This window comes from Actinoplanes sp. CA-131856 (genome assembly GCF_050956135.1).
In the GTDB taxonomy this organism is placed as follows: Bacteria; Actinomycetota; Actinomycetes; order Mycobacteriales; family Micromonosporaceae; genus Actinoplanes.
This window is the reverse complement of sequence record NZ_CP191849.1, coordinates 3233991-3248180: the sequence shown is the minus strand read 5'-3', so window position 1 is coordinate 3248180 and position 14190 is coordinate 3233991. Positions and strand designations below refer to the sequence as shown.

The following is a 14190-nucleotide window of genomic DNA, read 5'->3' as shown; positions in this document are numbered from 1 at the left end:
GTCAGGAGGCCGCGGTTTCGGCGGCCGGGACCATGGTGGGGACCTCGGCCCGGCGCCAGCGGTTGGCGGGGGCGGGGGCCTTCTTCTCGACGGGGCGGCGGACGGCCGCGGCGCCGCGGTTGGGCAGCGCCAGGCGGAAGACCTTGTACCAGGCCGACGCGACCTGCTTGGGGAGCGGACCGGCGGTGTACGTCAAGCCGTACCTCTGGAAAAGGTCCTGGATCTTCGGGGCGATCTCCTTGTAGCGGTTGCTCGGCATGTCCGGGAACAGGTGGTGCTCGATCTGGTGGGACAGGTTGCCGGTCATCAGGTGCATCGCCTTGCTGCCGCTGATGTTGGCCGAGCCGAGCATCTGGCGCAGGTACCACTCGCCGCGGGTCTCGCCCTCGATCGACGTCTTCTCGAAGGTCTCGACGCCGTTCGGGAAGTGGCCACACATGATGACCGAGTGGCTCCACAGGTTGCGGATCAGGTTGGCCGTGGCGTTGGCCGCGATGGTGTGCAGGAACGACGGGCCGGACAGGGCCGGGTGCACCACGTAGTCCTTCAGGACCTGCTTGCCGATCTTCTTGCGGACCGCCTTGAGCGCGGCCCGGAACTTCGGGTCGCGGCGCAGCTTCTTGTCGGACAGGTTCTTGCCGAGCTCCAGGTCGTACGCCGCGATGCCGTACTCGAAGAAGCAGGCGTTGATGAAGTTGTAGAGCGGCTGGCCCAGGTGCGCGGGGTGCCACTTCTGGTCCTCGTCGACGCGCATGATGCCGTAGCCGAGGTCGTTGTCGCGGCCGACCACGTTCGTGTACGTGTGGTGCAGCTCGTTGTGCGAGTGCTTCCACTGCTCGGCCGGGGAGGCGTGGTCCCATTCCCACTTCGTCGAGTGGATCTTCGGGTCGCGCATCCAGTCCCACTGGCCGTGCAGGATGTTGTGGCCGATCTCCATGTTCTCGAGGATCTTGGCGATCGACAGGCCGGCCGTGCCGACCAGCCAGGCCGGCGGGAAGAGCGAGAAGAGCAGGACCCCCCGGCTGCCGATCTCCAACCCGCGCTGCCAGGCGATCACCCTTCGGATGTACGCCGCGTCGCGCTCGCCCCGGCTCCCCATGACCTCGTCACGGATGGCGTCGAGCTCGACGCCGATCTGCTCGATGTCCTCGGGGGTGAGGTGGGCGATCGGGTTGGATTCCTTGCGCTGGATCGTGGTCATGCAGTCCTCTTCTAAATCTCGATGGTGCAGGGGCCGGCGGCGGCCGAGACACACGTCTGTACGGGAATGCTGTCGCCCGGCTCGGCGACGGTGAGCTGGCCGTCGCGCAGGTCGCGCACGGCGCCCTCACGCAGCGGGACGACGCAGCTGAAGCAGATGCCCATCCGGCAGCCGGACGGCATCAGCACGCCGGCCGCCTCGCCCGAGTCGAGCAGCGGCTCGGAGCCGTCGGTCTCGACGACCGTGCCCGAGGAGGAGAAGCTGACCGTGCCGCCGCCGTCCCCACTGATCAGCGTGGGCCGGAAACGCTCGGTGCGCAGCAGATCGGCCGCTTCGGCGTCGGCCCAGTGGGTCTCCAGGTCGTCGAGCATCTCGTTCGGGCCGCAGGCCCAGGCCCGGCGCTCGAACAGATCGGGCACCAGCTCGTCCAGGTCGGCCGGCTTGAGGCGGCCGTCGGCGCGGGTGTGCCGCTCGATCAGGCGGATCCGGCCGTCGGCGGCCATGGCGCGCAGCTCGTCACCGAAGACGACGGCCTCGCGGGTGCCGGCCGAGTGCACGACGACGACGTCGGAGAGCTCGTGCAGGGCGCTGCGCAGCATGCCCATGACCGGGGTGATGCCGCTGCCCGCGGTGACGAACAGGGCCTTGGCCGGCCGGGGCGCGCACAGCTGGAACTCGCCGGCCGGCGGGTCGAGATGCAGGATCAGACCACGCTTGGCATGCCGTACGAGGTGATTGCTGACCACACCCTCGGGGACGGCGTTCACCGTGATGGTGATCCGCCCGTCCGTCCGCCGGGGCGAGCTGGTGATCGAGTAGGAGCGCCACAGGCGTACACCGTCGACGTCGACGCCGACCCGGACGTACTGACCCGGCTCGTGCCGCACCCAGCCGCGGCCCGGCCGCAGGAGCAGGGTGACGCTGGTCGCCGTCTCGGGGCGCACCGCGTCGACCTTCGCCCGGAGCACGTTGGCGTTCCGCAGCGGAGCGATCACGTCGAGGTAGTCGGCCGGCACCACCGGCGTGGTGATCAGCTCCACCACCCGCCACGCGCCGCTGCGTATGTTCCGTGTCACAGCCACATAACAAGCTTCCTGCGTTCAGGAGGTAGATTCCTGACCAATGGAAGTGAACTCGACCGTGTTTTTTGTTCAGGGGAGACAAGACGGAGCGATTAAACGATGAGTGACGCTCTCCCAGACGTCAGAGCTTTCCGGTTGTCGCCGGAGGTCGCGGCCCCGCTGAAGAAGCGGCTGCCGCACGTCGCCACGCAGACCATCGATGCCATCATCTCCGAGGTTCCCGCCTACGCCGTGCCTTTCGCGGGTGATCTGGGACCCAAGATCGAGCGGGCCGTACGGGCCGCGCTCGGCACCTTCCTCGAGTTGGTCTCCCGCGCCGACGGCCCGGAGCCGCAGTCCCCGCTCGGCCCGGCGCTCGAGGCGGCGTACGCGCTGGGAAGGGGTGAAGCTCGTAATGGCCGCAGCCTGGACGCGCTGCTGGGCGCCTATCGGGTGGGCGCGCGGGTGTCGTGGCACGAGCTGGCCAAGATCAGCGTGAGCAGCGGGCAGCCGGCCGCGACCATCGCGCACTTCGCCGAGCTGGTCTTCGCCTACATCGACGAGCTGTCGGCGGCCAGCGTGGCCGGGCACGCCGACCAGCTCGCCTCCTCGGGCCGGGCCCGCATCCGCGACCTCGAACAGCTGGCGCAGGCCCTGCTGGCCGGCGAGCCCGACCACGTGATCCTCGCGGCCGCCGAACGGGCCGACTGGTCACCGCCGCGCACCCTGACCGCCGTGCTGGTGCCCGAGCACGCCGCCCGCACGGTCGTCGACCTGCTCGACCGGAGAACCCTGCAACTCAGCGAGGTGCTGCTGGTCCCGGACGTGGACGGCACCTCACGGGCGGCGGTGCTGGGCCTGCTGCGGGGGCAGAGCGCGGTGGTCGGCCCGGCACGGCCGTGGCTTCAGGCCAAGGCCTCGTACGACCGCGCCCGGCGCACCTCGGAGCTGGCCGGCCCGGCCGGGACGCGAACTGTCGTCGACACCGAGGACCACCTGGCCGAGCTGGTGCTCACGGCCGATCCGCAGGCCCTGGCCGACCTGCGGGCCAAGGTCCTGGCGCCGCTCTCCCCCGGCGCCGACCCCAAGCTCGTGGAGACCCTCCGCAGCTGGCTGCGTCACCAGGGCCGGCGCGAGGACGTGGCGGCTGAGCTGTTCATCCATCCCCAGACGGTCCGCTACCGCATGACCAGACTGCGCGAGTTGTACGGCGACAAGCTGCGCGACCCCGAATGGACATCGGCCCTGACGATCGCCCTCTTCAGGTAGGACTACCAGGGCCACCACAAGCCACGGCCGCTCGGGCAGACTCGGTGAGGTGGACACGTGGGAGTTCGGACAGGCCGTGCGCCGGTGGCGTGACCGGCTGGTCCCGGCCGAGGTGGGCGTGCCGGCCGGTGGCCGCCGCCGGGCGGCCGGGCTGCGCCGCGAGGAACTGGCCGCCCTCACCGGCATCTCGGTCGACTATCTGACCCGGCTCGAACAGGGCCGCTCGACCTCGCCGTCGGCGCAGGTCGTCGAGGCCCTGGCCCGGGCGCTGCGGCTCTCCGGCACCGAGCGCGAGCTGCTGTTCCACCTGGCCGGGCTGGCCCCGCCCGGGCGCGACGTCGTGCCCACCCGGATAGCGCCGAGCGTGCAGCGCATGCTCGACCGCTTGGCGCACACCCCGGTGGTCGTGCAGGACGCCGCTTTCAACCTGGTCATGGCCAACCGCCCGTACGACGCGCTGATGGGCGACACCACGGCCTGGCGCGGCTTCCAGCGCAACGGCGTCTGGCGCAACTTCGTGGGCGAGCCCGGCCGCGCGGTGCACACGCCGGACGAGCTGGCCCAGTTCCGGGCCCTGCTCGCGGCCGACCTGCGGCTGACCGCGGCCCGCTATCCGGCCGACCACGACCTGAAGCGGCTGATCGCGGAACTGACGGCGAACAGCCCTCTCTTCGCCGGGCTGTGGAGCTCGGCCGAGCCGGTCGAGATCACCGAGTTCTCCCGCCGCAAGATCGTCGACCACCCCCAGGTGGGCCGCCTGACCCTCGACTGCGACACCCTGACGGTCACGGGCGACGACCTGCGCATCACGGTCTACACGGCCGAGCCCGGCACCGACGACGCGGCCCGGCTGGAGCTGGCCATCACGCTGGGAACGCAATCGCTGGTCCCCTAAGGTGGGGGCGTGCCCGACGTCATCGACGATCTGGAAGCCGAGCAGGACCAGGTGGAGTCCGTGCTGGCCGGCTTGACGGCGGCCCAGTGGGTGAGCCCGTCGGCGGCGGCCGGGTGGACGGTGGCCGACGTGGTCCTGCACCTGGCGCAGACCGAGGAGGCGGTGTCGGCGGGCGCTCAGGACTGGCGCCGCTTCGGGCCCACCGTGGACGAGGCGATGGACGCCATGGTCCGAGCCGAACGTTCGGAGCCAGCCAAGGTCTTCGACCGCTGGCGGGCGGCGCGCCGGGCGTCGGTGCGGGCCCTGCGCGCGGCCGACCCGAAACAGCCGATCCCCTGGGTGGCCGCGGCGCTGAAGCCCCGCACACTGGCGACGACGCGGTTGGCCGAGCATTGGGCACACGCGCTGGACATCGCAACCCCGCTGGAGATCGACTACCCCGACACGGACCGCCTGCGGCACATAGCGTGGCTGGGGCACAGCACTCTGCCGTACGCGTTCGGCCTGGCCGGCCTCCCTGCGGCCGAGGTCAGGTGCGATCTGACGGGCCCCGACGGCACCCCTTGGCAGTTCGGTCCACCTGCCGCCGAGTCCGTCATCACGGGTTTCGCGGGAGCGTTCTGCCGCGTAGGCGCCCGCCGCCTCACCCCGGCCGATTCAGGCCTGCGGACACAGGGCCCGCACGCCGACACCGCCTTGCGCTTGCTCCGCAACTACGCCGACGTGTGACGTCCCACAGTCGACCTCGGTCAGGTTGGTAAGAGGCGGACGCAGCAGTGGCCCGGCCGGGGCGCCAGGACCGGATGGAGCGTGGAATCGCCGGTGCCGTCGGTCAAACCCCGGAGCAAGTCGAGGTTCACGCCGCAGACCAGGTCGGTGTATTGCCAGGCCAGGCGGTGAAATGGGCAATTGTGCAGGTCCATGGCGCCCGACGGGTCGCGACGGGGCTCGTAGCCCGCTGACTCCAGGGCCGACGCCAAGTCGGCGGCATGGGTGCCGGTCTCGTGGCCCGAGTCGTATGCCTTCCGATGCAGCACCTTCTCGACGGCGGCGCCGGTGGTGATCGACTCCGTGACGGCGGCGGCCAGCAGTTCGCCGACGACGTCGTAGTGGCGTTCCGGCACCGAGACCGCCACCTCGTCGCCGGCGCGGCGGTAGAGCTTGGCCGGGCGGCCGGCTCCGGGACCTCCGCGGCCGGGTGGGCGGCGGAACTCGAACTCCAGCAGTCCCTGCTCGGCCAGGCGGTCCAAGTGCAGCGCGGCGACCCGGCGGCTGATGCCCAGCGCCTCGGCCGTCGCGTCCCGGCCCATCGGCTCGCCGGACCGGGTCACCAGGTCGAAGACGGCCCGGCGGACCGGGTCGTCGAGGGCGGCGACGGCGGCCAGGCGGTCGGGCAGCGAGCCAGGCATTTCTGCTGCTGCGCACGGTCTTCACGGTCGCGCCGATCCTGTTCGGACTGGACAAGTTCTTCAACCTGTTGACCGACTGGCCCGGCTACCTGGCCCCGTGGGCGGACGACATCCTGCCCGGCAGCGCGCAGCAGTTCATGTACGTGGTCGGCGCCGTCGAGATCGTGGCCGGCCTGCTGGTCGCCCTCCGCCCGCGGATCGGCTCGCTGGTGGTCGCCGCCTGGCTGGCCGGCATCATCGTCAACCTGCTGATCCTGGGCTCGTACTACGACGTGGCCGTGCGCGATTTCGGTCTGCTGGTGGGCGCGCTCGCCCTCAACCGCCTGTCCCAGTGAACGTTCAACACGACATCGAGGCAGCCTGACGGAGCCGTACTCCCCTTGACGGCTCCATCAGGCCTTCTCTCACTCGATGTCCACGGCGCCGAACTCTCGTCGGGACGTGTGAACGCTAACACACCATGGTGATCGATACTAGGCTTGCCGATCGGGCATGCCCGCGTTCGCGCGGATCAGGGCTTTGACGTTCTCGTACGCCTGGTCGAGGTCACTGTCGCCCCTGAACTCGATCTTCTCCACGTTGAAGTTCCGCAGCAGGGCCGTGAGATCGGGGAACTCCTTCGGATCGCGCAGCAGCCGCGCGACGCCCATCGGCTCGAACAGTGCGGACAAGTCCTTCCGCCGCTTGCCGAGCCGGCCGTCGAGGATCTTCTCGTCGAGCCGTCCCTGACGAGTGATACGCAGGTGCTGCCGTTCGTACTCCTTGATCGTCGGCTTGAGACAGTCCCGCATCCGGTGGATCTGCAGCCGCAGTTCGCTCGTGTAGTCGTACGCCTCGGGCAGGGCCATGACCCGCCGGAGCATCGCCCGGACGTCACGGCACTTCTCGACCAGCTCGCCGTAGCTTTGCGCGTCCGGGTCCGAGATCAGCCGCATCGTCGCCGCTTCAAGGGCGTCCTGCCCGACGACCAGATCCTGCAAGGTCGCCGTCCACGCCTCCCGCTGGGCCCGGGTCACCTCGGCCTGCCGCAGAACGGCCGTGACGAAGCCGGCTCCCGCGAAGACCGTCCCCACTTGAAGAAGCCACTTGCCGACCTCGAACGAGATCGCGCCCGCGGGCGCCCGGATGAGCACCACGATGCCGGCCGCCCAGACCGCGACCGCCAGAAGAAGAAGCCCGACCGCGATCCGCGTCAGACCGGGAGACCGCCAGTTGCCCTCTCGCATATCGACGAGCCTGCCATCGATGACCGACCCGGACGAGGCCGTACGTCCGTCGCCTTTCGGGTCCTCCGATCGGGCCGTACCCACACCGGCCATTGAGAGGCGATCGGTCGGTGCGTTCTACTGGGGACCCCATTTCGGCTCCCGGCGACAAGGCGGTTCCATGAAGGACGATCTCGCGGGTGATGGCGCCACGCTGAATTTCCTGGTCGCCGCGGACGAGGAGACGGGCGGCGGGACCAAGGGCATCTTCAGCCGGGGCGACCGCGACGTCGTGCTGCGTGACATCAGCGTGGAGACGGTTCAGCGCAACCTCGCGTCGACCATCGGCAAGCTGCGGGAGGCCTTCTCCGGCCTGCGAGACGCCGGGGGCGACCTCCCGCTCAAGAGCGTCGAGGTGTCGTTCGAGATCAGCGCGACCGGCACGATCACGATCCTGGGCACGGGAGTCGAGACGAGCGGGACCGGCGGCATCACGCTGACCTTCGAGCGCGGATAGCCGGCCGTGCCCCGGCAACCGCGGCGGGCCCTGCTCATCGGTGTGGCCGAGTACGACGACACCTCGATCGACTCGCTGCCCTTCATCGCCGACGACCTCGACGACCTGGACAAGGCGCTGACCTCGATCGGCTACCAGGTCGACCGGCATCCGCCCCAGCACGGCGACCGGGACCGGATCGACACCGCGATCGAGCAATTCTGCCGCAGGGCCGAGCCGGCTCAGCAACTGCTCATCTTCCTGAGCGGGCACGGCATCCACCGCGACGGCAACGACTATCTGTTGCCGTCGAGCGCGGACACGACGAGCCGGAAGTTCACCGAGCGCTGCCTGGAGATCGAGTTCAACGGGCACATCGAGGACAGCCGGTGCGGCGACGTGCTGGTGGTGGTCGACGCCTGCCGCGAGGGCGTACGGCTGCGCGAGAAGAGCGGCTACAGCTACGTGCACCGCTGGAGCCAGCAGCAGCGGGCGCGGTCCGCCGATCGTACGATCGCCTATCTCTATGCCTGTTCCAGCGGCGAGCTCGCGCATTGGAAGGACACCCCCGACGGGACGTTCAGCCTGTTCACGCGGGCCTTCAGCCGGGCCCTGACGGACACGTCGGTGGCGGGAACGCTGAGCGCGGTCCGCGAGGCGACCCGGGTACGCCTGGAGACCATGAGCGCCGAACTCGGCGTACCCCTGCAGAAGCCGCACCTGGACGGCGACGGTGACCAATGCTCCCGATTGATGCTGGTGGACCGTCCCGGGCACGTGGCGGCGTCGCGAGGCGCGCCGGGCTGGGCCGAACGCGCCAAAGGCCACGCCGTCTGGGATCTGGTCCGGTCCGGGCCCGACTCCCCGGCGCTCCCCGAGTCGGCCGCCGCGATGCGCGACGCCACGGCGGACTGCGCCGAGGCCTGGTCGCGGGAGTACCGGCAGCTACAGGCATCGCTCGGTGACGACCCGTGGTGGGACGAGGAGCTCGCCATCCGGATGCAGGACCGGCTGTCCTGGATCGTCAAGCACGTGCTCAATCCCGGCAAACTGGCCGAGGGCGACAAGCCGCCGCTGAGTCCGGCCGAGGCCGCGCTGCTGGTCCTGCTGCCGTTCGCGCAGCAGCTGCACCGCGCCTCGGCGGCCGTCGCGTCCCGGTCCGTGCTGGACACGCCCGATCCATCAAAAGATCACGATGCGGAGTTCGCACGGTACGTCGAGGGGCGGCGCCGCATCGTGCGAAGGTTGCGCCGTCTCGACGCGAGCGCCGACCACGCGCACGCCGATGCCGTGCGATGGGCGGCCTATCACCGGTGGCTCGCCCAGCGACCGCAGCTGTACCGGACCGAGGCGGTCGCGGGCGTCCTGCTGAGCCCACTCGATCCGCCGGACAGCGCGGCCGCGCTCCTGCTGCGCGAAGTGATCTCCGCCGACCGGCTGTCGCGCCTGCTGCGGGCGCTGCGCAGCGATCCCGAGGACGCGGCCTCCGGCGACCAGGCGACCGACATCCCGGCCGGCGCTCAGACGGTGGCCGGCGGCTCACCGGACGAGCAGACCGTACGGAACCGGCTCCTCGCGCTGATCCTGCTGGTCGCCGAGGAGTTCACGATCGACGTGACGGCCCTGCCGAGCATCGTGACCGACCACATCGGCCTGCACGACGGCGTGGAACCGGGCGAGGTGCTGCGGGCGGTCCAGCGGGCCCGGTGGTCGGCCCGGGGCCGCACGAGGGTGCTGGAGGCGGACTGCCCGCACCAATCGGTGCAGCTGGCCCTGGCCGAGCACACGAACGGGATAGCCGAGGTGCTGCGCCGCATCGACACGGCGGCCGAGGCCGACCGCACCTTGGAGGCCCTGCGCGACCTGCCCACACACGTCGCGGCGGACGGCCTGCGCCCGCTACCGGGCCCGGACGGCCTGCCGCGGTACGACATGGTGGGTTTCCGCTTCCGCCTGGACGACGACCGGGTCCAGGAGCTGCTGATGGGCGAGCAGTTGTACGGCGATCCGGCGCTGGCGATCCGGGAGCTGTACCAGAACGCGCTGGACGCCTGCCGCTACCGCCGGGCCCGAACCCTGCACCTGCGGAAGCAGGGACGGTGGACGGCCGAGTGGGAAGGCCGGATCACCCTCACCCAGGGGGTGGACGAGGACGGCCGGATGTGGCTGGAGTGCCGGGACAACGGCATCGGCATGTCCGAGCGGGAGCTGAGCAGCGTCTTCTCGAACGCCGGCGCGCGGTTCGCGGACCTGCCCGAGTTCCTGGAGGAGCAGGCCACCTGGGCCAAGGAGGAAATCGACTTCTACCCGAACAGCCGCTTCGGCATCGGCGTCCTGAGCTACTTCATGCTGGGCGACGAGATCGAGGTGTCGACGGCCCGCTTCTCCCGGGACGGAACCATCGCACCCCGATTGCAGGTCGAGATCGACGGGCCAGGCTCGTTGTGCCGAATCCGCACGGCCGGAGAGGGCACGGAGTCGGGCACGACCATCCGCGTCTACCTACGGCCCGACGTGTCGGTCTCCTGTACCGCGCTGTTGTCCCGGCTGCTGTGGGTCGCCGAGTTCCCGGTGACAGCTTCGGACGGTGCGACCAGCGTCTCCTGGCGGCCGGGAGTGCTCTCCCATCTCGCGCCGATCAGCGGCGGCAGCCCGGCCGACGACGAGTTCGTCACCGACTCCGATCGCATCGTGGACCGGGTTCTCCCCTCCACCACCCAACATGTCTGGTGGTGCTCCGGCCGCGGCGGAATCCTCGCGGACGGGCTGTGGGCCGGGGAGGCCTCCTTCGGATACGTCGTCAACCTCGTGGGCCGGATGACCCCGAGACTGACGGTGGACCGCCGCCGCATCCTGTCGACGAACCGTGACGACGTCAGGCGGTTGCTCCGCTCCGGACTGCCCGACCTGTTCGCCGGGAACGACCGTCTGCTCAGGCTGCATTGGCTCAGAAGGCTGGCGGCGGAGGATCTCGTCCTGGCCGACGAGATAGCCGGCCAGATGATCGACGGCGGTTCGGCTATCGCCGCCGTGGAAGGCGGCGTCACCGTTGACACGGCTCGGGTCGGTGTCTTTCCGCCTGATGATTCGATCTTTCTGGTCGACGAGGACGAGGACTACCTGACACCCTTCGACCGGAATTACGCTCAAGGCGCCTACCTTTCGCTGTCCGCGTGGCGGCTCTACCACTATCTGCGGGCCGGATGCGTCCCAGGCGTCATGCTCACCGTGGAACCCCCTGCCACTCCGCTGGCACGGCCGTCGGACGCGTTCCTTCTGTCGATCTCGGCCGATGGGAAAGCTCCCTGGCTGCCCCTGTCCGAGCCGGTGCCGGTCGAGCACGTCATGAGGGTGGGCGCGGGGGTGGGATGGCCGCCCGGCCGGATCGCGGAACGACTGATCGACCTGGGTCTGGAAGTCAGCGAGTTCCCCTGGCCGACTGTTCCGGTGAGCGCTGAGGACGCCCGGCTCCTGTCGAGAGATCTCGACGGCAAGGTGCCTTGGCTCGACCCCTCCGAGCCGGTCTCCGCCGCCCACGTGGTTGTGGCCGCCGTTGTCCTCCGGTGGTCGACCACGCGTGTGATGCGGCGCTTGACCGACCTCGGCCGGGTCGTGGCCGAGCAGACAAATACGCTCACACCGGCCGACCTGGAAAGTGACCGCAGGATCCTGTTCTCCCATACGGATCGCCAAGGGCCTTGGCTGACTCGCTTGCGGGAGGTGCCGGGCGAGAGCGTGTGGGCCGCCGCCGCGGCAATGGACTGGTCGCCCCGGCGGGTCGCCGACCGGCTCGCCGCGCTCGGCCTCGCCGTGGCCGGCGCCGAATGGCCGGACACTCCGGTCAGCGATGACGACCAGTGGCTCCTCACCCGCCGCGTCGACGGAGAGACTCCCTGGCTGCCGCACTCCGAACAGGTTTCCACACAGCATGTCCTGCTGGCCGCCGCGAGGCTGAGGTGGTCACCGAGGGACGCCGCCGAGCGACTGACCGCGCTCGGCCTCTCCGTGGCCGGCACCGACTGGCCGGAGGACGTCATCAGCGACGAGGACCGCGATCTGCTGTTCCTCGACCCTGAGGACGAGCTTTCGTGGCTCTCCTCCGCTTCGCCCATCTCGGTCGGTCATGTCTTCGCCGTCGCCTCCCGGCTCGGTTCCTCCCCGAGGAGGGTGGCCCACCGGTTCGATGAGCTCGGCTTGCGGACGGACGACTTCGCGTGGACGGACGTCATTGTCACGGAGGACGACGGGGTGCTCGTCTCCCGGGATCTTGACGGCATCGCGCCCTGGCTCGAGACCTGGAGGCCGGTCCCGGCGTCTCATGTCGTGGCCGCCGCCTCGCAGTTCGGCCGGACCTGGAAGTGGACAGCCGAGCGGCTGGCGGCACTGGGCCTGCCAGTGACGGAGTTCCCCTGGCCGGACGTTGTTCTCTCGGGGGACGATGTCGTGCTCCTGTCTCGTGTAACGGACGCCAGCAAGCCCTCGCTCGTCCCGCAGCCGGCACCCTGGGGATACGTGGCAGTGGCCGCTGCGGCGTTGGGCTGGCCGGTGTCACGGGTGACGGATCGGCTCGCGGAGCTGGGCCTCAGTGTCGCCGCGGAGGTCAGGCCGGAAACCTCGATGACCGATGACGATCACCGCCTGTTGTCGGTGAACCTGGACGGCCGGGCGCCGTGGATGGACCCGGCCGACGAGGTGACCGCCCAGCAGTTGTTCACCGCCTCCGCCATGACGCGGTGGTCCGCCCGGGCAGTGGCCGCACGGCTGACCGAGCTGGGCATGGCGGTGCCCGACCGTGTCTGGCCGGACATCGCCATCAGCGGCGACGACCAGGAGATGCTCTCTCGCGACCTGGACCGGCAGAAGCCCTGGCTCGACCCTGAGAAGCCGGTTCCGATCCGGCATGTGTTCGAGGCCGCCGCAGCTTTGCGGCGCCCGCTTCTCCAGATAGCGAAACGGCTGACCAAGCTCGGCTTCCAGGTCCCGGAGAGCGCCTGGCCGGACATCGGGGTGACCGACGACGATCTCGGATTCGTCCAGCACTTCGCCGGCGACGCCCCGCAACTCACCCTGCGGGAATCGCGGATGCACCCTGGTGTGCTGGCGCCGGGCGTCAACGACAGCTCTTTGTCGATCGGACAGGCCGTCCTGCGCCTGCGACAGCTGGGGTTCGACCTTCCCACCGAGATCGAGGTCATCCCGGACGAGCTGCCGAACCCCAAGCGTTTCCGGCAGCGGCTCTAGTCAAGGCCAGAGCAACCCGCGGGACCAGCCTGAAGGTGTTCGGGTGTAGCGCAGTCGAGTGTGTTTGCGCTCCTTGTCGGCCTGCCAGAACTCGACCTGGTCGGGGGCCAGCGTGTAGAGCGTCCACTGCGGCTCGACGTAACCCTCGATCCGCTGCCGGGCCTCTCGCAGGGCTTCGTCGAGGGTGGCTCGATCGGCCAATGGCTGGCTCTGGCGGCCCAGCGAAGCCTCGGCCCGTGAGCCCGGTGGGCGGGCCAGGAAGTCGGCCGCGCTGTCCTCGGGTGGGGCCGGTTGTACGGGGCCGCGCACCCGGATCTGGCGACCGAGCGGCGACCAGTAGAACGTGAGCGCCGCGCGCGGGTCCCGGGCCAGTTCTCGGCCCTTGGGGCTGGCCGCGTGGGCGGCGAACTGCCAGCCGTGCTCGTCGACGTTCTTGAGGATCAGGACCCGGGCGTTGGCGCCGGCCGTCGACAGGGTCATGGCGTGCGGCTCGCGGACGCCGGCCTCGACCGCTGCCATGAGCCACTCGATGAACAACGCCGACGGGGTGGAAGGCGCCGCTGACGGGTCGAAGGTCGGCAACTCTCCCGCGAAGACGGGCAGGGAACGCAGGTAGTCCCTCATGCGGGGTGACCCACGATCAGGCGCAGGGAACCCTCGAACTGCGGCTGGGCGCGCCAATGGCCGTACGTCTCGTCCCACGCTCCCGAATCGAGGTCGGCCCGCAGACGTTCGACCGCTCGGTCCGTCACCGCCGGGTCGACGAAGCCCCAGGCGGACTGGGCCGCTCGCACCTTCGGATCGAGGAAGGCTGCCGGGCGGGCGTAGAAGGCCTCGGTGAACCCGTCGGTGCAGTCGATCGGCACGGGCACCTCGTGCACCTCGGAGCGGGGGCCGATGGCCTCGGCGATGACGTCGACGGCGGGATAGCGGCGGCGTTCGGCGGCGATGAGCTCCGGCGCGTACGACGCCAGCCAGAACCGGTCGAGGGCGTCGCCGTCGAAGGTCAGCACGAGCACGGGGCCGCGGGCGACGCGGCGCAGCTCGGCCAGGCCGCGCGCGGTGTCCGCCCACTGGTGGACGGTGACGGTGGCCATCACGGCGTCGAACGAGTCGTCGTCGAACGGCAGGTGCTCGGCCGTGGCGTCCAGGGCCGGAACGGCTGATGGCGAGCGCTGGGCGCGCATCCGGGCCGACGGCTCGACCGCGACCACGTACCGGTCGGTGGGCTCGTAGGAGCCGGCGCCCGCGCCGACGTTCAGCACCGTCCGGGCGTCGCCCAGCGCCGCGTGGAGGGTCGCGGCGATCCTGCGGTCGGGGCGCCGCTGCACCGCGTACCCCTGGCCCTGGGTCTCGTAATCGACGTCGCCGCTCATGGTTCTCGTCATGCGGGGGACGCTAAACCCGCACCCC

12 protein-coding genes are annotated in these 14190 nt (G+C 70.3%); 6 read left to right on the top strand and 6 right to left on the bottom strand.

What is annotated here, in order from left to right; genetic code table 11:
- Position 1: 1 nt before the first annotated feature.
- Entirely contained in the window at positions 2 to 1201 is a 1200-nt protein-coding gene (locus ACQP2X_RS15270) for a fatty acid desaturase family protein (RefSeq protein WP_498697478.1), read from the bottom strand.
- Positions 1202 to 1212: 11 nt separating this feature from the next.
- Entirely contained in the window at positions 1213 to 2277 is a 1065-nt protein-coding gene (locus tag ACQP2X_RS15265; RefSeq protein ID WP_498697475.1) for a ferredoxin reductase, read from the bottom strand.
- A 105-nt stretch (positions 2278 to 2382) separates the two neighbouring features.
- On the opposite strand from ACQP2X_RS15265, the gene ACQP2X_RS15260 reads away from it, so the two are divergent.
- The 3 genes from ACQP2X_RS15260 to ACQP2X_RS15250 are packed head-to-tail and all read left to right on the top strand — an operon-like array spanning position 2383 to position 5155.
- Complete coding sequence (locus tag ACQP2X_RS15260) at positions 2383 to 3531, top strand: PucR family transcriptional regulator (protein ID WP_498697474.1); 1149 nt, start codon at positions 2383 to 2385, stop codon at positions 3529 to 3531.
- Between the two features lie 49 nt (positions 3532 to 3580).
- Positions 3581 to 4426 carry a helix-turn-helix transcriptional regulator gene (locus ACQP2X_RS15255; protein WP_498697472.1) on the top strand — a complete coding sequence of 282 codons (846 nt, stop codon included), beginning with the start codon at positions 3581 to 3583 and terminating at the stop codon, positions 4424 to 4426.
- A 9-nt stretch (positions 4427 to 4435) separates the two neighbouring features.
- Positions 4436 to 5155: a maleylpyruvate isomerase family mycothiol-dependent enzyme gene (locus ACQP2X_RS15250; protein ID WP_498697469.1), complete on the top strand. Its 720-nt coding sequence runs from the start codon at positions 4436 to 4438 to the stop codon at positions 5153 to 5155.
- 20 nt (positions 5156 to 5175) lie between these two features.
- Here ACQP2X_RS15250 and ACQP2X_RS15245 read toward each other — a convergent pair whose 3' ends face one another.
- Positions 5176 to 5835: a helix-turn-helix transcriptional regulator gene (locus ACQP2X_RS15245; protein WP_498697466.1), complete on the bottom strand. Its 660-nt coding sequence runs from the start codon at positions 5833 to 5835 to the stop codon at positions 5176 to 5178.
- A gap of 2 nt (positions 5836 to 5837) precedes the next feature.
- Here ACQP2X_RS15245 and ACQP2X_RS15240 point away from each other — a divergent pair, with 2 nt between their 5' ends.
- On the top strand, positions 5838 to 6170 hold the full coding sequence (locus tag ACQP2X_RS15240; protein WP_498700945.1) for a DoxX family membrane protein: 333 nt from the start codon (positions 5838 to 5840) through the stop codon (positions 6168 to 6170).
- A gap of 138 nt (positions 6171 to 6308) precedes the next feature.
- Here ACQP2X_RS15240 and ACQP2X_RS15235 read toward each other — a convergent pair whose 3' ends face one another.
- The gene (locus ACQP2X_RS15235) at positions 6309 to 7061 is read right to left on the bottom strand and encodes a hypothetical protein (RefSeq protein WP_498697464.1); all 753 of its coding nucleotides are present in this window, start codon (positions 7059 to 7061) and stop codon (positions 6309 to 6311) included.
- Between the two features lie 160 nt (positions 7062 to 7221).
- Here ACQP2X_RS15235 and ACQP2X_RS15230 point away from each other — a divergent pair, with 160 nt between their 5' ends.
- A complete protein-coding gene (locus tag ACQP2X_RS15230) occupies positions 7222 to 7557 on the top strand; it encodes a Pepco domain-containing protein (protein WP_498697462.1) in 336 nt (111 codons plus the stop codon).
- A 6-nt stretch (positions 7558 to 7563) separates the two neighbouring features.
- Positions 7564 to 12777 carry a wHTH domain-containing protein gene (locus tag ACQP2X_RS15225; RefSeq protein ID WP_498697460.1) on the top strand — a complete coding sequence of 1738 codons (5214 nt, stop codon included), beginning with the start codon at positions 7564 to 7566 and terminating at the stop codon, positions 12775 to 12777.
- On the opposite strand, the gene ACQP2X_RS15220 is transcribed toward ACQP2X_RS15225, so the two are convergent.
- Complete coding sequence (locus ACQP2X_RS15220; RefSeq protein WP_498697457.1) at positions 12778 to 13401, bottom strand: pyridoxine/pyridoxamine 5'-phosphate oxidase; 624 nt, start codon at positions 13399 to 13401, stop codon at positions 12778 to 12780.
- The gene (locus ACQP2X_RS15215; RefSeq protein WP_498697454.1) at positions 13398 to 14165 is read right to left on the bottom strand and encodes a class I SAM-dependent methyltransferase; all 768 of its coding nucleotides are present in this window, start codon (positions 14163 to 14165) and stop codon (positions 13398 to 13400) included. The genes ACQP2X_RS15220 and ACQP2X_RS15215 overlap by 4 nt, the downstream gene beginning before the upstream one ends.
- Between the last annotated feature and the right edge of the window lie 25 nt (positions 14166 to 14190).